Below are 21007 nucleotides of genomic sequence, written 5' to 3'. Positions count from 1 at the left end.
CCCAAGCAACTTAAATAAGCGAGATTCAACATCAGTGCAGGGTGCTTAGCATAAGATGAATAGCCGTACTCGTGCTCATTGCGCAGAGCCCAGCTTATTAAATAAATGATATTGTTTTCTTTGATAGTGAAATGTTATGTATGATAGTTACTTAGGACAGCTTGATTGGAGGGAGGTAAATGACAGAGCAAAAAGCGAGACTACGTACGCGATTAAAGCATGTTAACAATCAAGACTTACTTAATACAGGCTTTTGGATCACCAATGTTTGCATGATAGTCGCGACTATTATTGGCGTTTTTTTAGCATCAAATGAGGGCTTTCGCCAAGCGATGACATTTGATGATATTAATACGACAGAAGCGAATTATTATCTACGTCGTTCAATGTTACTGGAATTAGAAGATAATTTGGTTTTGGTGCAGCAGCGGGTTGATATTTTGCAGCAAGCCCAATACAAGCGATATGATCCCAGTCGAGATGATTTAACCCTCGATCACTATGTTTGGAAGAGTATGCAATACTCGGCAAATACCATGGAAGTGCCTTCACATTTATTAGCTGGCGTACGACGGTATTATCGCCAAATAGAGCGTATTTGGCGTAAGATGGCGGCGCATCAATTGAGTACGCAACAAGGTCTAGAGCAAGTCATCGCGGCCAACAATGAGGTTGAGCAACATTTAATCCCTGGTATACGCGCTGATTTGAAACAACTAAAGCAAGATTTAGCTGATTATAAGGTTCAGGTTAAGTAGTTCTCATTCCGTTTAAAATATGAATTACAAAGATATGCGAAACAGTTGGAAATAGGAATTGGTAGTGAAAAAATATATTTCCATTATTGGATTGATAAGCTTAATGCTCAGTTATTCGGTGTTTGCCTACGATGCAGAAATCACGTTTGGCGTGAGTCATGATCCTGTTTCATTAGATATTCACGAAAGCTTATCTGAAGATATCGTTCAGTTTTCTCATTTAGTCTTTGATCCGCTCATTCGGCGTAATCAAAAACTGCAGTATGTGCCTCGTTTGGCAGAGAAATGGCGGCGAATTGATCCCTTAACTGTGCGCTTTACATTAAGGTCTAACGTTAAGTTTCATTCAGGTAACCCACTTACTAGCCACGATGTGAAGTGGACCTTAGCGCGTTTAAAAAGCAGTGCTGATTACAAAGGATTATTTGAGCGAGTCGATCATATTAAAATTATTGATGGACTCACTTTTGATTTGATCACAAAAACGCCCTATCCCTTAGTTAATCAACTTGCCAGTTATTTGTTTGTGCTTGATTCCGCTTTTTATACCGGTGTTGATGAAAATGGCTTTGATAAGAGCCGAATTGTGAAACAAGGAAATACCTTCGCTGCCACTCATGTATCGGGAACAGGACCTTACCAAGTAGCGCTGCGAGAAAAAGGGATGCAACTTAGATTAGTCAGGTTTCAGGATTATTGGGACCATGAATCATTAGGGAACATAACTAAGTTAACCTTGATCCCGATTAGAGAGCCGGCTACGCGACTTGCAGCCTTACTTTCGGGTGATGTTGACATGATTAGCCCTGTAGCACCAAAGGAGTATATCAGTCTATTAGAGCAACCTAGGTTTACCGCGTTAACTTGGCCTGGAACGACCTTAATTTCTTTACAGTTGAATCAATCGCAAAATGCAGCGTTAAAAGATCGCCGAGTCCGTCAAGCCATTATTTATGCCATTAACAACCAAGGTATCGCCGAACAGCTGATGCAAGGTTTCGCCACATCCGCTTCCCAGCAAAGCCCACCTGGCTATGTAGGCCATAACCCTTATCTCAGTGTACGTTATGACTTAGCCAAAGCACGTCAGTTGATGAAACAAGCTGGTTATGAAAAAGGTCTAAATCTCGCCATGATTGCACCGCAAGGGCGCTATATAAATGATGTAAAAGTCGCGCAGGCTGTGGTGGCAATGCTGCAAAAAATTAATATTAAGGTAACCCTAAACACTTTCCCCATTAATGAGTATTGGCCGGAGTTTGATCGCTGTAATGCCGATATTTTAATGATAGGTTGGCAGTCCGATACCAGAGATAGCGCCAACTTCAGTGAATACCTAACCATGACTCGAAACATTGATACGGGGCGGGGGCAATACAACTGTGGCCATTATTCAAATCCTAAAGTAGATGAGTATGTAATAAAGGCCAACCGTGAAATTGATCCTATGCTAAGGGGACAGCTATTGCGTGAAGTTGAACTCATGCTTTATGAAGATGCCGCATTTGTGCCATTACATTGGGAGAGGCTAGGTTGGGCAGCAAAGAAAAATATTCGCTTAAAGGATGTGGTTAATCCTGATAACACGCCGTATCTCGGCGATATACAAGTGGATGAGTTTGAAAACCCACCTTCTTTGCCTTTACTGCGATCGAGAAGACAATAAAAAGCCCAATGATTTCAATGGGCTAATCTATGGCAGAGCAGATAAGGCTAAACTAAAGTATGTGATTTGCCATTAACGAAATTTAAAATACGCGCTAATATCCCTGCGCTATCTAGGCCTAGTTGCTGATAAATTTGCGCTTGAGTGCCTTGCTCAACAAAATAATCAGGAATCCCTAAGTTAAGTACAGGCTTAAGAATTTGCTGTTGTGCCAAGAAAGTAAGCACTGCACTGCCAGCCCCGCCTAAAATTGCATTTTCTTCTAAGGTGACTAAGTAGTCATGCTGCGCAGCTAATTCAGTGATTAGCTCTTTATCAAGGGGCTTAACAAAACGCATATCCACTAATGTGGCATCAAGCTCTTCCGCCACACTAATGGCTGAATTGAGTAAAGTACCAAAACATAATATTGCGACTTTTTTACCTTGGCGTTTCACCACCCCTTTGCCTAGGGCTAGGGCCTTCATTTCTAACGTTGCTGTCACGCCAGAGCCACTGCCTCTCGGGTAACGAACCATTGCCGGTTGGTTTAGTTGATAACCGGTGTAAAGCATTTGGCGGCATTCATTCTCGTCACTTGGCGTCATCACTACCATATTGGGAATGGTTTGAATAAAGCTGATGTCAAACGCGCCTTGGTGAGTGGGGCCATCGGCGCCAACGATGCCGGCGCGATCGACAGCAAACAGCACTGGCAAGTTTTGGATAGCAACATCGTGGATCACTTGATCGTAAGCGCGTTGCAAGAAGCTGGAGTAAATAGCGACCACCGGTTTTAAGCCTGCAATAGCGAGGCCAGCCGCAAGGGTTGTCGCATGTTGTTCGGCAATGGCGACATCAAAATATTGCTCTGGAAAACGTTTAGAAAACGCGACCATGCCTGAGCCTTCACGCATCGCTGGGGTAATTCCCATTAATTTGTCATCTTGGGCTGCCATGTCACATAGCCAATCACCAAAAATATGCGAAAAGGTCGGGAGGGCTCCTTTGCTTTTTGGTAATTGGCTTTGGCTAAGGTCAAACTTAGGCACCGCATGGTAACCAATAGGATCTTGTTCCGCTGGTGCGTAACCTTTGCCTTTTTTAGTCATGATATGAAGGAATTGTGGCCCTTTTAAATTGCGCATATTACGCAGGGTTTCCACTAAGCCATTCACATCGTGACCATCAATCGGACCAATGTAATTAAAGCCAAATTCTTCAAATAAGGTGCCCGGCACCACCATGCCTTTAAGGTGCTCTTCAGCGCGTCTTGCTAATTCTTTTATTGGAGGCAGGCCTGAAAGTACTTTTTTACCACCTTCGCGAATGCTGGTGTAAAGCTCACCTGATAATAGCTGTGCGAGATGATTGTTTAATGCGCCCACGTTTTCAGAAATGGACATCTCGTTATCATTTAAGATTACTAGCATATCGTTGTGCAGTGCACCGGCATGATTTAATGCCTCAAATGCCATTCCCGCAGTGAGCGCGCCATCACCAATTACAGAGACAACGCGGCGACCTTTGCCTTCTTTTTCGGCAGCAATGGCAAGGCCCGTTGCTGCGCCAATTGAGGTGGAAGAGTGACCGACACTTAATACGTCATATTCACTTTCTTCACGCCAAGGGAAAGGATGCAAGCCTTTATACTGACGAATGGTATGTAGCTTATCGCGACGACCCGTTAGTATTTTATGGGGGTAGGCTTGATGGCCTACATCCCAAATTAGGTGGTCAAATGGCGTGTTGTAAACGTAATGCAAGGCGACAGTCAGTTCAACCACCCCTAAACCAGACGCAAAGTGGCCACTGCTTTTACTGATTGAGCTCAGTAAAAATTGGCGTAATTCATCGCACAGATCAACTAACTTATCTTTGTGCAATAAGCGTAAGTCTTCTGGGTAATTGGCCATGGCCAATGTTGGGTAATGTTTCAAATCCAGGCTCATAAATGCTTATTTATTTCGTTCAATAATGTAATGCGCGAACAGCTCTAGTAATTCGGTATTGTAATCTAACTTGGCCAAGGCTTGTAGCGACTCTTGGTAAAGAGCTTGGGCTTTTTCTTTTGCGCCGGCTAACCCAAGCAAAGCTGGGTAGGTAGATTTGTTCAGAGCTTGATCTGAGCCTTGTGGCTTGCCTAATGTTTGGGTGTCACTGGTAATGTCTAAAATGTCATCTTGTACTTGAAACGCTAGACCGATGGCTTGAGCAAATTGGTCTAATAAAGCTAGCTCTTGTTGTGTGACATCGGCGTAACTCAGCGCGCCTAACGTGACCGCCGCGCGAATTAATGCACCTGTTTTACCGCTGTGTATACGCTCTAATGCCGCTAAGTCAATTTTCTTGTTTTCTGCTTCCAGATCAAGAGCTTGACCTCCACACATACCACTTAAGCCAGAGGCGTTAGCCAGTACTCTCACCATCGCTAATTGCTGCGCGGGAGTAAAGTTTTCATCGACTTCGGCAATTAATTCAAATGCTAAGGTTTGCAGGGCATCTCCGGCTAAAATAGCGGTGGCTTCATCAAACGCGATATGGCACGTGGGTTGGCCGCGGCGTAACTCATCGTCATCCATGGCAGGTAAATCGTCATGAATAAGAGAGTAGGCATGGATACATTCAATGGCTGCGGCGAGTTTGTCGAGCTTTTCGGGGGCGATATTAAAAATGTTACCCGTGGCATAAACCAAAAAAGGCCGAATGCGTTTGCCACCCTGCATAGTGCCGTAGATCATAGCTTGCTGAAGTGTTTCACTAAGCACTTCACGTTGCTCAAGGGCTCGGGCTAAGCTTGTGTCAACACGGGCTCTATAGCTTGAATTATATTGTTCGAGCAGGTTCATGAATTAGGCATCTTCCTGAAAGGGAGCAAGTGTTTGCTCGCCGTCTTGATCAAGTAATATCTGCACTTGCTGCTCGGCTGACTGTAGCTTAGTTGAACTTATACGCGCCAAAGTTATGCCGCGTTCAAATTGTTTTAATGCATCTTCGAGTGCGAGTTCACCTAATTCTAATTTCTTTACTATCAGCTCCAGTTCGCCCAGTGACTCTTCAAAGCTCATGTTTTCAGGTTTTTTTGCGGCCATTGTCTATTCTCCCAATTCGCGCCAAGATTACCTGTGAGACTGTGATGGGTCAAATAAGCTGACTATAAATATTTAACAAATGTTGCCGATACCATATAAGTTACAATTGCCAGTTTCTTTAACTTGCTGTTAATTGGCTGATATACGAAAATGAGATAAACAGGCTCAAGTCGAAACGGCATTTTGTTTTGCTTTAAAAATTGAGGGTATAAAGCGTGGATTTAGCAACTTTGATCGGCATCATAGGTGCATTTGTGTTTGTTGTCATGGCGATGTTGATGGGCGGTGAGCTCTCAACCTTTATTGACGTTCCCTCTATTTTAATTGTATTTGTTGGCTCAATGTTTGTGGTATTGATGAAGTACAATTTAGGACAATTTTTAGGCGCGGCTAAGATAGGCATGAAAGCCTTTATGTTCAAGCTAGAAAAGCCAGAAGATTTGATCACCAAATCAGTAGAAATGGCAGATGCCGCGCGTAAAGGTGGTTTTCTAGCATTAGAAGAAGCAGAAATATCCAATGCTTTTATGCAAAAAGGTATCGATATGCTGGTAGACGGGCACGACGCCGACGTAGTGCGTGCTACTCTAGAGAAAGACATTTCCCTCACTTCCGAACGCCATTTAATGGGCGCGGGTATCTTTAAGAGCATTGGTGATGTTGCGCCCGCGATGGGTATGATAGGTACCTTAATTGGTCTGGTAGCCATGCTCTCCAACATGGATGATCCAAAATCCATCGGCCCTTCGATGGCTGTTGCGCTGCTAACAACTCTGTATGGTGCCATACTTTCTAACATGGTGGCCTTGCCTATGAGCGAGAAATTAGTATTACGCGCCGAAGAAGAAAAGCTCAACCGCGTGTTGATCATGGATGCAGTATTAGGTATTCAAGATGGCCAGAATCCACGGGTTATTGAAGGTTTATTGAAAAACTATCTGGCAGAATCTAAACGAGAAGTAAACACCACCGAGTAGAGGAGGCGATAATGGAAGAACCTTGTAAATGTCCTCCTGAGGGACTACCCGCTTGGATGGGCACTTTTGCCGACTTAATGTCACTGCTTATGTGTTTCTTTGTGTTGCTGCTGGCATTTTCTGAAATGGACGTGCTCAAGTTCAAGCAAATTGCTGGTTCGATGAAGTATGCTTTTGGGGTGCAAAATCTGCTTGAAGTGAAAGATATTCCAAAAGGGACATCTGTAATAGCACAAGAGTTCAGCCCTGGCCGACCTGAGCCAACGCCAATTGAAACCATCATGCAACAAACCATTGATATGACCCAAGCTAAGCTGGACTTCCAAGACGGTGAAGCGGCAGAAGTCGGTGGTCAAAAACAAGATGAAGGCAATAAAGACGGTGGCATGACCGCGTCACAAGCCATTCAAAGCCAAATGGAAGCGCAACAGCAAGCGGCACAAAATCAACTGGCGAAAACCATAGCACAAAAGATGAAAGATCAAATTGAAGATGGCGCTATTGAAATTGAAGCCCTCGGGCAGCAACTGATTATTCGGGTTCGTGAAAAAGGCGCATTTCCGTCTGGATCGGCTTTTTTACAGCCTAAATTTCGTCCTGTGATCACGCGAGTAGCGGAAATTTTAAAAGATGTCCCTGGCGAAATTACGGTATCTGGACATACTGACGATGAAGCCATCAAGTCTGAGCTTTATCGCTCTAACTGGGACTTGTCAACACAGCGCGCGGTATCGGTTGCCCATGAAATGATCAAGGTAAAAGGTTTTGATCAACAGCGTTTAATGGTGGTGGGTTATGCCGATACTAAGCCTCTTTACGACAATACCGATCAATCTAATCGTCGTAAAAACCGCCGCGTTGAAATTTCAGTGATGCAAGGTAAAGCACAAGAGTCTGACGAAATAAACGTCACGCAATAAGTCTCCATTACCCCGCCCTGTAAGTGGCAAACTTGCAGGGCAAAAAACCACCACTTTAAGTCCTCACATTCTCAGGGTATAATCCGCACCCTAATTTTTACCCTAAGTGAAGCCGATGAAATTTGTCGTTAAGTTTTTCCCTGAAATCCTGATGAAGAGCAGGTCTGTTCGTAAGCGTTTTTGCAAAATGTTACAGGGCAACATCCGTAATGTATTAAGACGCTATGACGATGACGTGAAAGTCATTTTAGAGTGGGATCATATCATCGTTAAAACGGTCAACGACACCGACAAAAATCGCGCCAAGCTGATTGAACTGTTGTCGAGCACGCCGGGGGTGGCGTTCTTTTTAGAAGTGCAGCAATCGCCATTTGAAGATTTACATGATATTTACGAACAAGTACTGCCGTTAGTTGCGGATAAACTAGCGGGTAAAACTTTTTGTGTACGCGTGAAACGTCGCGGTAAACATGACTTTAGTTCAACAGAAGTTGAACGTTATGTTGGCGGTGGTTTAAACCAACACACCGACGCAGTTGGTGTGCAATTAAGAAAGCCTGATGTCACAGTGCAACTTGAAATTGACCATCAAGACTTATTCATTGTTAAGCAGCGCCATGAAGGACTCGGCGGTTTCCCTATGGGCTCACAAGAAGGTGTCTTGTCGCTGATTTCAGGCGGTTTTGACTCAGGTGTTTCTAGTTACATCATGATGAAACGCGGTATGCGCGTGCATTACTGCTTCTTCAACTTAGGTGGCGCCGCTCATGAAATTGGCGTTAAACAAGTCGCTCATCACTTATGGGATCGCTTTAGTTCATCTCATCGCGTGAAGTTTTTAGCGGTGCCGTTTGAGCCAGTTGTTGCAGAGATCCTTGAAAAGGTCGAAGACGGCCAAATGGGTGTGATCTTAAAGCGTATGATGATGCGCACCGGCGCTAAATTAGCCGAGCGCTTAGCGCTAGATGCCATGGTAACGGGTGAAGCGGTGGGCCAAGTATCGAGTCAAACGTTGCGTAATTTATCGGTGATTGATAAATCGACCGATACCTTAATTTTACGCCCCCTGATTGCGATGGATAAGCAAGATATCATCAACACGGCGCGTCAAATTGGTACGGCAGAGTTTTCAGAGACCATTCCCGAGTATTGCGGCGTGATCTCCAATAAGCCTACCGTGAAAGCGGTAATGAGCAAGATTGAAGAGCAAGAAGCCAAGTTTGATATGGCGCTGATTGATAAAGTGGTGGAAGCCACCATGACATTGGATATTCGTGATATTGGCGAACAAACCGATGCTGAGATCACTGAGGTGGAAACCACGGCGCAATTTGCGCCAAATGAAGTGGTGCTTGATATTCGCTCAGATGATGAGCGTGAAGACAAGCCGCTAAAAGTTGAAGGCGCCACCGTTGAAAGCATGGTGTTCTTTAAACTGGGTACTCAGTTTGACACCTTAGATCAAAGCAAAACGTATTTGCTTTACTGCGACCGTGGCGTGATGAGTAAACTACAAGCCTTGTACTTAAAAGAAGCCGGCTTTACTAATGTGAAAGTGTATCGCCCTTAGTTTTGAGCTGAGTGTGAACTAAAAACAAGCAGCCTCGGCTGCTTGTTTTGTTTCTGCCATGCATTTCACGAGCCAATGAATCCGAAGAGGAATGTACTTTGAAGATTGGTATCGTACAAATGCCGATGTCGTGGCAATTAGCCACTAATATGGATTTTATTTGCCAAACCATTGAGGATTTTGCTCATCTCTTTATCGACCGTGATGGGCTTCAGCAAAGCTGAGGTTAACTATTGTTTCTATTAATAATAGTTTTAGCTTAAATCCCGATATAAATTGATGTTTGCTGTGCTAAAATCCTCCGCGTTATGGTGACCAGTTTGGTCATAATATGGGAACACGGTTTAAGCCGTGGCTGCCCCCGCAACTGTAAACGAGTAGTTTTTTGTCTGCGCTGCAATGCCAATTCAGCGAAACCACTGGTCCATGGACTGGGAAGGTCACAAAAAATGATGAGACGTGAGCCAGGAGACCTGCCATAACCTAAACAAAATTCGGGACGGGGTGTGCCCTACAGGAGTGGTATGTTTTTGTTATCTCAACGTGAGTTTGAGGGCGCTTATGCACCTTAAAATTCGCGATCTTAGTTGGTTTGTGGCCAATAAAGCCGTGTTACAGCAGATTAACTTGCAGATAAACCAAGGACAATTTGTTGGCTTAATCGGTCAAAATGGCTCGGGTAAATCATCGTTACTCAGGTGTGTCTATCGTCAGCATCGGCCTTGCTGTGGCCAAGTGTTATTGGCGGGGCAGGATGTGCATCAGTTGTCAGCCAAGGCGTTCGCGCGGCAAGTGGCGGTGGTGTTGCAAGAGTTTCCAGCGGAGTTTGGTTTTACCGTTGAAGAAGTAGTACGTATGGGCTTAACCGCGCATGTGTCATTGCTCAGTGGCTTTCGCCGTTATCGCCAGCAAGTTGATCAAGTATTAGCCACGGTGGGTTTATTGGATTTGCGTGCGGCTAACTTTGATAGCTTGTCGGGCGGTGAAAAGCAGCGCTGTTTATTGGCGCGGGCGTTGATCCAGCAACCTAAGCTGCTGATCTTAGACGAGCCAACCAATCATTTAGATATTCACTATCAATTTCAGCTACTTGATTTAATTAAATCATTAGGCGTTACTGTGCTGTGCAGCTTGCATGATCTTAATATTGCTGCACGTTACTGTGATTATTTATACCTGCTTAATGACGGCATTATTCAACAGCATGGCAGCCCAGCACAGGTGTTAACCGAACAGCATTTGGCGGAGCAGTTTTTAATGCGCACTCATGTAGATCAGCAAGTGCATCACACTATTCCCCGGATTAACTATTTGTCGGTGATCCCATCATCGAATACTCCATTCAATAACGCATTAAATTAAGGAAAGTGATGAAATCAATTGTGGTGGCTTTAGGTTTGTTAACGGGCGTAGTACAAGCTCATGTTGCTATTGATGTGTGCGGCGAAGTGGTGGAATTTAAGCAAGTGCCGAAACGCGCTATTGCCAATGACATCAATATGCTCAAGATCATGTTGGCATTGGACTTAACCGCCAATATGGCGGGGTATTCTGGCGTATCGGCACACCATAAAATGCCCGATGAGTTGGCGTTAACAGTAAAAGACTTACCTGAGATCGCGCCGAAATATCCGAGCATGGAAAATTTACTTAATGCCGATGCCGATTTTTATTTTGCCGGTTGGAATTACGGCATGGAAGTAGGTGGCGCCGTGACGCCAAGTACGCTAGCTAAATATGATATCCCGACTTATGCGATTAAAGAGTCGTGCGCCCATGTGCAAACGCGCCCTCATATTAGCTTAGAAGATACCTTTTATGACATTGACAGCATAGGCGCTATTTTTAATGTTTCTGGGCGGGCTAAAGTACTCAATGATGGCTTTAAGCAAAGGTTAGCTGAGGTTGAATTACGATTAGCTGGCGTACCAAGTAAATCGGTCTTTGTTTATGACAGTGGCCAAGATAAGCCCTTTACCGCTGGCGCCTTGGCGGTGCCTCACGCGATCATTGCCGCGGCTGGCGGCCATAATGTAATGGCGAACGTTAAGCAAAGTTGGACCCGAGTCAGTTGGGAAGCCGTGGTTGAAACCGACCCAGAGCATATAGTGATCATTGATTACGGTCAGCCTAGCGCTGCGGAAAAAATTGCATTTTTAAAACGTTTTCCTGCCACGCAAGGGGTGAAAGCAGTAGTGAATGATAGTTTTACTATTTTAAGTTACGCCGCTGCCACGCCGGGCATTGAAAACATTGATGCGGTTGAGCTGTTGGCGAAAGACTTATATCCGCAGCGATTTAAGTAATGACACCATGTTGACTCAAATAACACGTACAACGGCGCTGCTGATTGGCCTGAGTCTCGTTTTAATCTGCTCGGCGTTAGTCTCAATCACCTTGGGCGCGGCTAGCTTATCTCTTGCTGAAGTGAGCAGCATCTTAGGGCATAAGTTACTGCCAAGTTGGGCGCAGGTGACAGAGATGGGCGAGGGGATCAGCAAAGCCAAACAAGCGATTATTTGGGATATACGGTTACCGCGAATTTTACTCGCGGTATTGGTGGGCGCAGGGCTGGCGTTAGTCGGCACTTGCTTGCAAGCCATTACCCGCAACTCAATGGCTGATCCTTACTTGTTTGGCGCCTCGGCAGGAGGCTCGCTGGGCGCTGTGATTGTTATTTTACATGTCGGCCTGTTCATTGGCCCTTATAGCTTGCCGTTAGCGGCTTTTATTGGCGCTCTTTGCTCTATGTTATTGGTGGTGTTTATTGCCCAGCAAGGGCATGGCTTATCGCAACAAAAATTGCTGCTGACGGGGGTAGCAGTGCATTTTATCTTGATGTCACTGACTAACTTTTTAATTTTTGCTGGCGAACAAAAAGCCGCCGGCTCAGCGATGTTTTGGATGCTTGGCGGCTTAGGCATGGCGCAATGGTCGCATTTGGTCTTTCCTGCTGTGGTGTTGGGTTTGGCATTGGTGTTGATGATGCTATGGTCTGGGCGCTTAAATGCCATGATGGCGGGGGATGAAACGGCGGCTACTTTAGGCATCAATGTTAATCGCATGCGAATGGCGGTGCTGGTGGTCTCAGCCTTGGTCACGGGGGTAATGGTGGCGTTTAGTGGCGCGATTGGTTTTATTGGTTTAATGGTGCCGCATTTAACGCGAATGCTGGTGGGGGCGGATAACCGCAAAGTGCTGCCTGTTAGCGCGTTACTCGGCGCGCTGCTATTGGTGTGGGCAGATGCAGGCGCACGAGTGCTGATTGCGCCGCAAGATTTACCTGTGGGCATTATCACCGCGATGCTGGGTGGTAGCTTCTTTATTTATTTAATGGCAAGAAAGTAACTTACTCAACAGTTCCTAAATTTAAATTAAATGGCCTAGATGGTTTTGATTTTAAATTGATGGTAGCTTGTTAGGCCGTTTAGCTAACTTGCGAATATCACCATGAAAAAATTACATATCGCCCTTTCAACCAATCAAATTGCAGCCACTATTGCTGACTATTCTGTTCGTCTTGGCGCGGCGCCTTGCTCATATATTGAAAATGAATATGCCTTATGGCGCACCGAATCGTTAAATCTATCGGTGCGCCAAGATCCTTCTTGTCCGCCTGGAGAGCTGCGCCATTTAGGCTGGGAAGATGCTAGCGCCACTGAATTTAGCGAAGAGTTAGACGTGAACGGCATAAAATGGGAGCGCTTTAATGCCCAGCAGCAAGCGGATGAAATTAATGAAATTTGGCCGCAAGCGGATTATCGACCTGAAGCGCTAGGCGAATAGCTTAACTGTTGGATTTGCTGGTATAACTGTTGGCATTGCGGCAGTTTGAGCTGATGCTGCGCGGCGCATTGTAGTAAATAACCTAATATTGCGTCATTTTCGCTGCGGCGGCCATGATGAATATCTCGATTCATTGATGAGTAATTATCCGCTGTGGCCTGCGCTACTTGCCGTACTTGTTGTAATAATTCCTCAGCGTTAAATAGCCATCCTTGCCGTGTCGCAACCTGACAAAACTCCTGACAAATTTGTGCCAACATGGGTTGAAATTGCGGCTGTAATAGCGCGCCATTTTTAACTTGATGGATGGCAGTTAACGGATTGATGGCGCAGTTTATTGCCAGCTTTAACCAGAGTTTTTGCGTGATGTTATCGCTCCAATTGGCGCTCGGCAGGGCGTGATTTAGCTGCGCCGCAATGACTTGACCAAGTGCTTTATCTTTCTCGTTACCGCCGATGATGGTATAGCCTGTGCCAGTATGAGTCACACTAAAAGGTGCGGTGAGTAGCGCGCCATGGGTGGTGGTGGCGCTGAAAATGGTTTGTTCTGGCAATAGCTTGGTTAATGGCTCAAGGGTGCCCATGCCGTTGTGCATCAGGACTAAGCTAGTGGTGCTGGGCAAGGAGTCAGTGAGGGCGGTGATGGCTGGTAACGCTTGAAAGGCTTTTAGGCATATTAATAGCACTTGGGTATCGTCTTGCACTTGAGTGAAGGCATTTAAGCTGCAAGTGTACGTGGTGTCGTCTTGCTTGGTGAGGCAGAGAGGTTGCCTTAGTTGCTGCGTTTTGGTGAGCAAGGTTACCTGTTGCCCTTGTTGAGCAAGGTGACTGGCAAATAAGCTACCGATGGCACCCGCGCCTAAAATTTGCCAATTCATTTATTCACCTTAGCCAGTGGCGCACAGTAATCAAGCTTAGCTAACCAAGGTTGGAGCAGGCGGTAACACACCAGCCCTATTATAATACCTAACATATCCGCGAGAAGGTCAAGGCCACTGGCAAAGCGATTCGGAATCTGTGATTGAACCAGTTCGATTAATGCGCCGAAGCCTGTGAGTAAGCCAAATAGCCAGCCAGCATGAAAATTGAAGGCGCAGCGGCCAACTAAAGCAAGACTAGCAAAGGCGGCAAGATGGTTGATTTTATCCATGTTATTAAACTGTATTTGCACCGGGGCCGGTGAAAATGCAAGGTAGCTGATCACGACGAGAAGGCTAACAAAACTGATTTTGGCTGCGGTAGTTAATAACATTGGTGCCTCTTAGGGAAAAGTGACGCTGATAATAGGCATATCTGCGTGAGATCTGGTAAATTATGCCAATTATTTTATCCCATGACCATGACATAGGAATTTAACATGCCTTCATTTGATATTGTTTCAGAAGTAGATGCGGTAGAACTGAGTAACGCTACCGATAATGCAATTCGTGAATTATCGACACGCTTTGACTTTCGTGGCGTAGAAGCAAGCTTTGTTAAGAAAGAGTTAACCGTAAAAATGTCGGCTGAAAACGATTTTCAGTTAAAACAAATGGCTGATATTTTACGTAATAGCCTAGCCAAGCGTAATGTAGACCCGCGGGCAATGGAAATTGGTAAGGGGATCCACTCGGGTAAAACATTCACCCAAGAAGTAACCTTTAAGCAGGGTATTGAAACCCTGATCGCGAAAAAGCTAGTGAAGCTCATCAAAGACAGCAAACTGAAGGTGCAAGTGGCTATTCAAGGTGAGTCTGTGCGCGTGACAGGTAAAAAGCGTGATGATTTACAAGCTGCGATGCGCGTAGCGAAGGAAGCGGATCTAGGTCAACCATTTCAGTTTAACAACTTCCGTGACTAATTCCTGTTACGATTAATTCGTTGTCTAAAAAGCCGCTTAAGTCTTACTTAAGCGGCTTTTTTGTTCCGAGGTTTATCTTTACTTACTCAACGGGTACCGATTGAGCAGGTACCGCTAACCAGTCTTGCGCTTGTTGTGGTTGTTGGCTTTGGCTCCACCATTGCGCTTGCCATAATTGGTCTTTATAACTCACCACGTCGCCAGTTAGGTAAACTAAGTTAGCTTGCCATGCCTGAGGCTCTGCGCTGTTGATGCGCCAACCGTCTTGACGGCTTTTACCCGGTGCTTGGCTGCTGTAGTAAAGAGCTTGATAAAGTGAGCCAAGGTAACTGACTTGGTCATTTTGCGTGTAAGCTGTGCCAGCTTGCCACAGTTCATCCTGCTTAAAGTTGAGGTAAGCAAACTTAGTCGGCTGGTGGAAGCCAAACGACCCCATTGGGCTCCAGGCTAACCATGCATTCGCTTCCCATTGTGGGCTATTAGTACTGTAATCGGCGCGATGGAAGTTAAAACGCCATTGTGATGGATTGCTGCCTTCGTCCTGACCTGAGTAGTTCAATGACGCCAGTGGAATTTTAAGCTCTACTGTCATGCCTTGGTCAACATCGGTGTTATCGTTAAGCGTACCGTTAACCTGAATACCGTATTCAAGGCCTTCAATATCCCAAGGCACGTCATCTTGCCATGGCTCAGGCGAGTTAATCACACTGTCGTAGTAGGTCAACGCGCTAATGCCGATCTCGTAGTAATTTTTGCCTTGGCTGGTTGGGTCGAGAAAAATTTCTAGTGTGTCATCATATTCATAAGTGGGATCATCCTGTTGCCCTAGTGTGGCAGCGATATCATGATCTTGAGAGTTAAAGGCGACATATAAATATTGTTCATCATAGGCGAGTTTGGCCCACGTTTGTTGCTCTGCAACGCTGTTGTCATTGTGGTTAACAAATATTTCACTGGCTGCAATACTTTGCCATACGCTGTCGTCAAGCTTACCGTCTAACACTGGGGCTTGAGTTGTTTTATATGCTGAGTATTGATAAGGCGCTTGCTGTGCGTAAAGTTGTACTGCAGAGGTGGTTGCTAAGGCTGTAATAATCAGTTTCGATAAAAATTTTAGTTTCATTTGCACTTGTCTTCCTGAATAAGTGAGCCTTACTTATATCAGAAAATAGTACTATATGAATATGATTATTATGGTGCTTTTAACTGAATCAAAAAAACCGCAATAAGCTGCGGTTTTTGATCTATTACAGAAGTTTTAGTTAATAGTTATACTCAACCAATTCGTCAAAAATAGGGTTGATATCCATAAGCTCTTTACGCAACCTTTGTTCTTCTTTGATTGCTTCGATCTCACGCCAGCGGCGTTTTTCTTTAGTTTTACCACGTTGAGGGGCATCTGAGTTAGGTGCAATGTTAAAGTCAAGCTCGTCCATACCGATTTCCTCTTACTGATTAACATGTTTTTAGTATCACAGGCCTTATCAAAGTAAAATTTAATTGTTTCATTTATGTTAACTGAGTTTGTTTTTTATCAATTTTACATAAATATTTTTGCCGCTGATCTCTAGTTTTATTTAACTAATTGATAGAATTAATGTTTCTAATTTTTCCTGATCTTGTGCAAAAGCACGTATTCCTTGTGCTAATTTTTCTACGGCCATCGGGTCTTGGTGGAATAGCCAAAGAAACTCGCTTTCACTTAATGGTGCAGGGGCGGGAGTCGTTGTAACATTTGCTTGTAACTGGCGGATCAGCTCACCTTGTTGCTGACTTAACTGCTCTAACAAATCTGGGCCTATTGTCAGTTTGTCACAACCGGCAAGAGCGATAATTTCATCGGTATTTCTAAAACTGGCACCCATCACTATGGTGTTGTAGCCGTGCTGTTTGTAGTAGCGATAGATATTGCTGACCGAGATCACGCCAGGATCATTGTCGCCAGAAAAGTCTTGCTCAGGTTGGTTGGCTTTATGCCAGTCTAATATACGACCAACGAAAGGAGAAATTAGAAAAACACCGGCTTCGGCACAAGCGCGTGCTTGGGCAAAGTTAAATAGTAAAGTGAGGTTACAATTGATACCTTGCTGTTGCAGCTTTTCTGCGGCGCGGATCCCTTGCCAAGTAGCGGCAATTTTAATCAATATACGCGACTTATCTATACCAGCTTGCTGATATAAGCTGATTAATTTTTCGGCTTTTTCGATAGTTTTGGTGCTATCAAATGAGAGTCTGGCATCTACTTCGGTAGACACTTTACCTGGAATAACGGCTAAAATTTCAGCGCCAATTTTCACTGCCAATCGATCACTGGCTTCAATTACCTGTTGTATTGGGTCATCAGTAAGGCTTTTTGCCTCCTCTATCGCACTTTTTATATGATTTTGATACTGAGGCAGCTGAGCAGCTTTTAGTAACAAAGAAGGATTCGTGGTCGCGTCTTCGGGTTGGTGTTGTTTAATGGCTTCAAAATCGCCAGTGTCAGCTACGACTGAAGTCATCTTTTTTAGTTGTGTCAGCAGGTTAGTCATGTGTAAACCTTGTTATTGATGAGTTAATTGTTTTTATTTTTGGCATATTTGTCATCAATTCACAATCAAAAATGCAATATTAATTTTATCAAATCCTTATTACTTCCTTTGGCTTATTTGCCTCGATATCTTGAATTATTCAGCCATCCTCTCGAACTAACTTGGATGTATGGTGCGGTTTTGTGGTTTAATTTTAGAGTTAATTTAATGTTTAAGGTTTATTTTTGGTTTATATAACTAAATGGAAAGTATTTTGAGGATGTAAATGCTAGATATAGTCAACAGTATCGGTGGCCTGTTATGGGGCTACATTTTAATTGCCGTATTGGTCGGCACCGGCATCTATTTCACGGTGCGGCTCAGATTTATTCAATTTGGTCATTTCGGCCATATGTTTTCGGTGTTAAAGAATAGCCGAAAGTCAGATAGCTCAGGCATATCACCGTTTCAAGCACTAGCGACGAGCCTAGCAGCCCGCGTTGGAGTGGGTAACATGGGCGGTGTCGCTGTGGCTATTTACTTAGGTGGGGCGGGTGCTGTTTTTTGGATGTGGTTAATTGCATTGATTGGCATGGCGACAAGCTTTGCGGAAAGTTCTTTAGCGCAGCTATATAAAGTTAAAGATGACGACGGCAACTATCGCGGTGGCCCTGCCTATTATATGGAAAAAGGCTTAGGTCAGCGTTGGATGGGCGTGTTGTTTTCTATTTGTTTGATTATTGCCTTTGGGCTGGTATTTAATGCCGTGCAAGCGGGCGCAATCACAGACTCGATGCACACTGCTTTTGGTGTGCCTAAACTGGTGGTTGGCTTAGTGTTAGTGGGCATCTCGGCAGCCATTATTTTTGGCGGCATCCGCACAATAGCCAAGTTCGCTGAGCTAGTGGTTCCCGCAATGGCGCTGATTTACCTCTCAATTGCGGCTTATGTTGTGATCATCAATATCAGTGAAATTCCGGCAATGTTTGTGCATATCTTTGAGTCAGCGTTTGGCTTGCAAGAAGCCGGAGCGGGAGCGTTAGGCGCGGCCATAATGAATGGCGTAAAACGTGGCATGTTCTCTAATGAAGCGGGCATGGGGAGTGCACCCAATGCGGCTGCGAGTGCATCGCCTTATCCGCCACACCCAGCGTCGCAAGGCTATGTACAAATGTTGGGCGTGTTTATTGATACCATAGTGATTTGTACCGCAACGGCTGCAATTATTATTCTTTCTGGCCAGCTAGAGCCTGGCTCTGGGGTTACTAATATTGAGCTGACGCAATTAGCATTAACCTCGCAAGTGGGTGAATGGGGCGGTATCTTTATTGCCATTGCTATCTTCTTCTTTGCGTTTACGTCGATTGTGGCGAACTACTCTTACGCTGAAACGAACCTTATCTTTCTTGAACATAATCATAAGATGGGTATTAACATCTTTCGTTGTGTGGTACTGGTCATGGTGATGTTTGGTGCATTAGCTGAATCGCCATTAGTGTGGGCGATGGCTGATGTTTCGATGGGATTAATGGCACTCATTAACCTTGTAGCCATTTTAATGCTGTCAAATGTGGTGGTTAAGCTAGCGAAGGACTACAACGCGCAGCGGGCGCAAAACAAGCTGCCTACTTTTGATGCCAGTCAATATCCTGAGCTTGAAAAAAATATTGAGCCGGGCATTTGGAATGCAAAAGTGGATTAGCTTACGTAACGTGTTTTTATCGTGATAAATAGTGTCTAACTGTGCAAAATTGAGCAGTAAGTACAGTGGTTAAGGTCTTTGCTATGTACTCAAAGATATAAAAATGCGATGATTTAGCCACGATCGCGCAGTTAGATTCTTTCTAAAATCTGACTAAAATTAACAGCAGCAAGCATTTCATTTTTCGAAATGCTTTTTGCCTTGTATAGTTAGCCCAGTTTTGCAGAGAAAAATAATATGAAATTAGGTGCTCAGTATGGTGCATTAATGTTAGCAAGTAGTTTGCTATTAGGATGCAGTGCATCATTTAGCCCAGATTTTGACCGCGATGGTGTGGTTAATGGCTTAGATGAATGTTCAGATACAACTTCAGGTAGTGTTGTTGACGCACAAGGTTGCGCTTTACCTAACACGGTACAGACGGAGCAAGATCAGGCTGAAATGCCGCGTTATTTGGCTCCTATTGTGGATACGGTACATATAAAAGTGCGCCAACCTATGCTGCAAGAAGACCCATTTGAACCGATTGTTGAGACCTTAGTTGACATTAGCGACGAATGTGCCCCCTTTGTAGATGTGATTGACTTTAAAGTGGTAGGTCTTAAACCTATTCGTTTTGCTACCAATGAATGGAAACTTGATAAAGCTCTGATTGATCAACTTGACTGTATTGCAGCGGCCACTAATGAAAGTGGTTTAAGCTTAGAAATTCAAGGCAATACTGATACAGTGGGTAGTGCCGCTTATAATAAAGAGTTGTCAGCAAAGCGTGCTAAATCTGCTGTAGAATATTTGGTTTCGAAAGGTGTTGATGCCACTATATTAGAGCCAATCGCTAATGGTTTTGATAACCCAGTTGCTGATAATGACACGGAAGCACAGCGTAGCCAAAATCGTCGGGTTGACTTTGTGATTAAAAATCAAACCTCGCCTGCGATGCCAAAAACAGCACCAGTAGCAGTTGAATCGACTGATGAGTTGTTTGATGAATTAAGTGACGATGAGGCATCGGGCTGGTAAAACGCAGTTCAGCTTGTACAAAAAAGCCGATGGATTTCTATCGGCTTTTTTGTTTAAAAATATTTTTACTTAAACTTTCAACTCTTTACTCGCCGTATTGTGCTTCAAACCAGCCTTCAATAATTAAGCAGGCTGAAATCCCGTCTACTTTATCTTTAGAGAGGGCTTTACTACCGCCTCGACTAAAAATCTCTGCGCGCGCATCAACCGTGGTTAAGCGCTCGTCTTGAAGGTGTGATGGCTTATTGAAACGGTTGTTGAGCCGGTTGGCAAACTTTTTAGCGCCGTAACTCACATCTTGCATGGTGCCATCCATATTAAGGGGCAAACCCACCACAAAAGCATCCGGTTGCCACTGCTTTACTAATTCAGCTATTTCATCCCAATTAGGAATACCATCGCGTGCTTTAAGGGATTTGAGCGGGTTGGCACAACCGGTGATAGATTGGCCTACGGCCACTCCAATACTTTTAGTTCCAAAATCAAAGCCTAGTATTGTTTGTGTCATGGGAAGCCTTATAGGTAAACAGGTTGGTAAAAGCCAAGGGTTGTGTTAATGATAAACTCTATGCATGGCCAGTTTGGCTAGAAAGTTGCCAAACATCAATCCCCAGCGTGTTAGCAGCTTCTTCCCAGCGGCGATGAATTGGTGTATCAAATATGATTTTGCTGTTGGCTGGGACGATAAGCCAGCCATTATTGATAATCTCTTGCTCTAATTGCCCTGCTTCCCAACCGGCGTAACCCAAAGCCATTAAAAACTGTTTTGGCTCATTATCAGTGCCGAGTGTTTGCAAAATGTCTTTTGATGTAGTAACCATGATGTCGTCTGACATTTTCAAACTACTGGAAAATCCTTCAATAGGTGAGTGGATCACAAAGCCGCGATCGACTGCGACTGGGCCGCCTTGCATGACTGGCTTAGCTAAAGATTTTTGGTGTGCGGGATCTGGAACTATCTCAAGCTGATCCAGTAGCTCGCCTAGCTTAAGATTAATGGCCAGATTAACGACTAGCCCCATGGCTCCTTCTTCATTATGGTCGCATAAATACACCACCGAGCGCTCAAAATACGGGCCTTCTAGGTTCGGCATCGCAATTAAAAAGTGATTTTTTAAACTTTGCATCTCCAGCATAAAATATTCTTCGTTTAGCAAGGTGTTAGAAATAAGTATGGTAGATAGCCC

The 21007-nt window shown here is 44.5% G+C and carries 23 protein-coding genes and 1 riboswitch; of the genes, 13 read left to right on the top strand and 10 right to left on the bottom strand.

Annotated features, from left to right (window positions below; genetic code table 11):
- Positions 1–179: 179 nt before the first annotated feature.
- Both K1M91_RS12830 and K1M91_RS12825 read left to right on the top strand, forming a co-directional pair.
- Positions 180–758: a hypothetical protein gene (locus K1M91_RS12830; protein ID WP_232802186.1), complete on the top strand. Its 579-nt coding sequence runs from the start codon at positions 180–182 to the stop codon at positions 756–758.
- A 64-nt stretch (positions 759–822) separates the two neighbouring features.
- Positions 823–2424, top strand: a complete 1602-nt coding sequence (locus K1M91_RS12825) for an ABC transporter substrate-binding protein (RefSeq protein WP_232802184.1) — start codon at positions 823–825, stop codon at positions 2422–2424.
- 47 nt (positions 2425–2471) lie between these two features.
- Here K1M91_RS12825 and dxs read toward each other — a convergent pair whose 3' ends face one another.
- Genes dxs through xseB form a run of 3 tightly spaced genes read right to left on the bottom strand, consistent with a single transcriptional unit; the run spans position 2472 to position 5495 of the window.
- Complete coding sequence (gene dxs, locus K1M91_RS12820; RefSeq protein ID WP_232802181.1) at positions 2472–4355, bottom strand: 1-deoxy-D-xylulose-5-phosphate synthase; 1884 nt, start codon at positions 4353–4355, stop codon at positions 2472–2474.
- A gap of 6 nt (positions 4356–4361) precedes the next feature.
- Complete coding sequence (ispA, locus tag K1M91_RS12815) at positions 4362–5252, bottom strand: (2E,6E)-farnesyl diphosphate synthase (protein ID WP_232802179.1); 891 nt, start codon at positions 5250–5252, stop codon at positions 4362–4364.
- 3 nt (positions 5253–5255) lie between these two features.
- Positions 5256–5495 carry an exodeoxyribonuclease VII small subunit gene (gene xseB, locus K1M91_RS12810; protein WP_232802177.1) on the bottom strand — a complete coding sequence of 80 codons (240 nt, stop codon included), beginning with the start codon at positions 5493–5495 and terminating at the stop codon, positions 5256–5258.
- A gap of 215 nt (positions 5496–5710) precedes the next feature.
- Here xseB and pomA point away from each other — a divergent pair, with 215 nt between their 5' ends.
- The 8 genes from pomA (at position 5711) to K1M91_RS12775 (ending at position 12748) form a co-directional block, all read left to right on the top strand.
- Complete coding sequence (gene pomA / locus K1M91_RS12805) at positions 5711–6472, top strand: flagellar motor protein PomA (RefSeq protein ID WP_232802175.1); 762 nt, start codon at positions 5711–5713, stop codon at positions 6470–6472.
- An 11-nt stretch (positions 6473–6483) separates the two neighbouring features.
- A complete protein-coding gene (locus tag K1M91_RS12800) occupies positions 6484–7392 on the top strand; it encodes a flagellar motor protein MotB (protein WP_232802167.1) in 909 nt (302 codons plus the stop codon).
- A 115-nt stretch (positions 7393–7507) separates the two neighbouring features.
- Entirely contained in the window at positions 7508–8962 is a 1455-nt protein-coding gene (thiI, locus tag K1M91_RS12795) for a tRNA uracil 4-sulfurtransferase ThiI (protein WP_232802161.1), read from the top strand.
- 98 nt (positions 8963–9060) lie between these two features.
- Positions 9061–9186, top strand: a complete 126-nt coding sequence (locus K1M91_RS21415; RefSeq protein ID WP_282561146.1) for a hypothetical protein — start codon at positions 9061–9063, stop codon at positions 9184–9186.
- A 68-nt stretch (positions 9187–9254) separates the two neighbouring features.
- Positions 9255–9458, top strand: a riboswitch (cobalamin riboswitch).
- A gap of 65 nt (positions 9459–9523) precedes the next feature.
- Entirely contained in the window at positions 9524–10324 is an 801-nt protein-coding gene (locus K1M91_RS12790; protein ID WP_232802160.1) for an ABC transporter ATP-binding protein, read from the top strand.
- An 8-nt stretch (positions 10325–10332) separates the two neighbouring features.
- Complete coding sequence (locus K1M91_RS12785) at positions 10333–11268, top strand: ABC transporter substrate-binding protein (protein WP_232802159.1); 936 nt, start codon at positions 10333–10335, stop codon at positions 11266–11268.
- A gap of 7 nt (positions 11269–11275) precedes the next feature.
- Positions 11276–12310, top strand: coding sequence for an iron ABC transporter permease (locus K1M91_RS12780; protein ID WP_232802158.1), 1035 nt, complete (start codon positions 11276–11278; stop codon positions 12308–12310).
- Between the two features lie 102 nt (positions 12311–12412).
- Complete coding sequence (locus tag K1M91_RS12775; RefSeq protein WP_232802157.1) at positions 12413–12748, top strand: hypothetical protein; 336 nt, start codon at positions 12413–12415, stop codon at positions 12746–12748.
- On the opposite strand, the gene K1M91_RS12770 is transcribed toward K1M91_RS12775, so the two are convergent.
- Together K1M91_RS12770 and K1M91_RS12765 are read right to left on the bottom strand one after the other, a co-directional pair.
- A complete protein-coding gene (locus K1M91_RS12770; protein ID WP_232802156.1) occupies positions 12721–13626 on the bottom strand; it encodes a 2-dehydropantoate 2-reductase in 906 nt (301 codons plus the stop codon). The genes K1M91_RS12775 and K1M91_RS12770 overlap by 28 nt on opposite strands.
- Positions 13623–14000 (bottom strand): VanZ family protein, encoded by a 378-nt coding sequence (locus K1M91_RS12765; protein ID WP_232802155.1) that lies wholly within the window; start codon positions 13998–14000, stop codon positions 13623–13625. The genes K1M91_RS12770 and K1M91_RS12765 overlap by 4 nt, the downstream gene beginning before the upstream one ends.
- Before the next feature lie 105 nt (positions 14001–14105).
- Between K1M91_RS12765 and K1M91_RS12760 the strand changes: the two genes are divergently transcribed.
- Positions 14106–14588, top strand: coding sequence for a YajQ family cyclic di-GMP-binding protein (locus tag K1M91_RS12760; protein WP_232802154.1), 483 nt, complete (start codon positions 14106–14108; stop codon positions 14586–14588).
- A gap of 82 nt (positions 14589–14670) precedes the next feature.
- Here K1M91_RS12760 and K1M91_RS12755 read toward each other — a convergent pair whose 3' ends face one another.
- From K1M91_RS12755 to tal, 3 genes are all read right to left on the bottom strand, one after another.
- Positions 14671–15711, bottom strand: coding sequence for a carbohydrate-binding protein (locus tag K1M91_RS12755; protein WP_232802153.1), 1041 nt, complete (start codon positions 15709–15711; stop codon positions 14671–14673).
- A gap of 139 nt (positions 15712–15850) precedes the next feature.
- Positions 15851–16024: a DUF3545 family protein gene (locus K1M91_RS12750; RefSeq protein ID WP_232802152.1), complete on the bottom strand. Its 174-nt coding sequence runs from the start codon at positions 16022–16024 to the stop codon at positions 15851–15853.
- Between the two features lie 141 nt (positions 16025–16165).
- On the bottom strand, positions 16166–17119 hold the full coding sequence (gene tal, locus K1M91_RS12745) for a transaldolase (RefSeq protein ID WP_232802151.1): 954 nt from the start codon (positions 17117–17119) through the stop codon (positions 16166–16168).
- Positions 17120–17384: 265 nt separating this feature from the next.
- Between tal and K1M91_RS12740 the strand changes: the two genes are divergently transcribed.
- Positions 17385–18800 (top strand): sodium:alanine symporter family protein, encoded by a 1416-nt coding sequence (locus K1M91_RS12740; RefSeq protein ID WP_232802150.1) that lies wholly within the window; start codon positions 17385–17387, stop codon positions 18798–18800.
- A gap of 237 nt (positions 18801–19037) precedes the next feature.
- A complete protein-coding gene (locus K1M91_RS12735; RefSeq protein WP_232802149.1) occupies positions 19038–19820 on the top strand; it encodes an OmpA family protein in 783 nt (260 codons plus the stop codon).
- Positions 19821–19905: 85 nt separating this feature from the next.
- On the opposite strand, the gene ruvX is transcribed toward K1M91_RS12735, so the two are convergent.
- Entirely contained in the window at positions 19906–20328 is a 423-nt protein-coding gene (ruvX, locus tag K1M91_RS12730) for a Holliday junction resolvase RuvX (protein ID WP_232802148.1), read from the bottom strand.
- Positions 20329–20386: 58 nt separating this feature from the next.
- Positions 20387–20947 (bottom strand): YqgE/AlgH family protein, encoded by a 561-nt coding sequence (locus K1M91_RS12725; RefSeq protein WP_232802466.1) that lies wholly within the window; start codon positions 20945–20947, stop codon positions 20387–20389.
- Positions 20948–21007 lie beyond the last annotated feature (60 nt).

Origin of the sequence: Motilimonas sp. E26, assembly GCF_021278025.1 — a bacterium.
GTDB lineage: Bacteria > Pseudomonadota > Gammaproteobacteria > Enterobacterales > CBDFNC01 > Motilimonas.
This window is presented reverse-complemented; position numbering and strand designations above follow the sequence as displayed.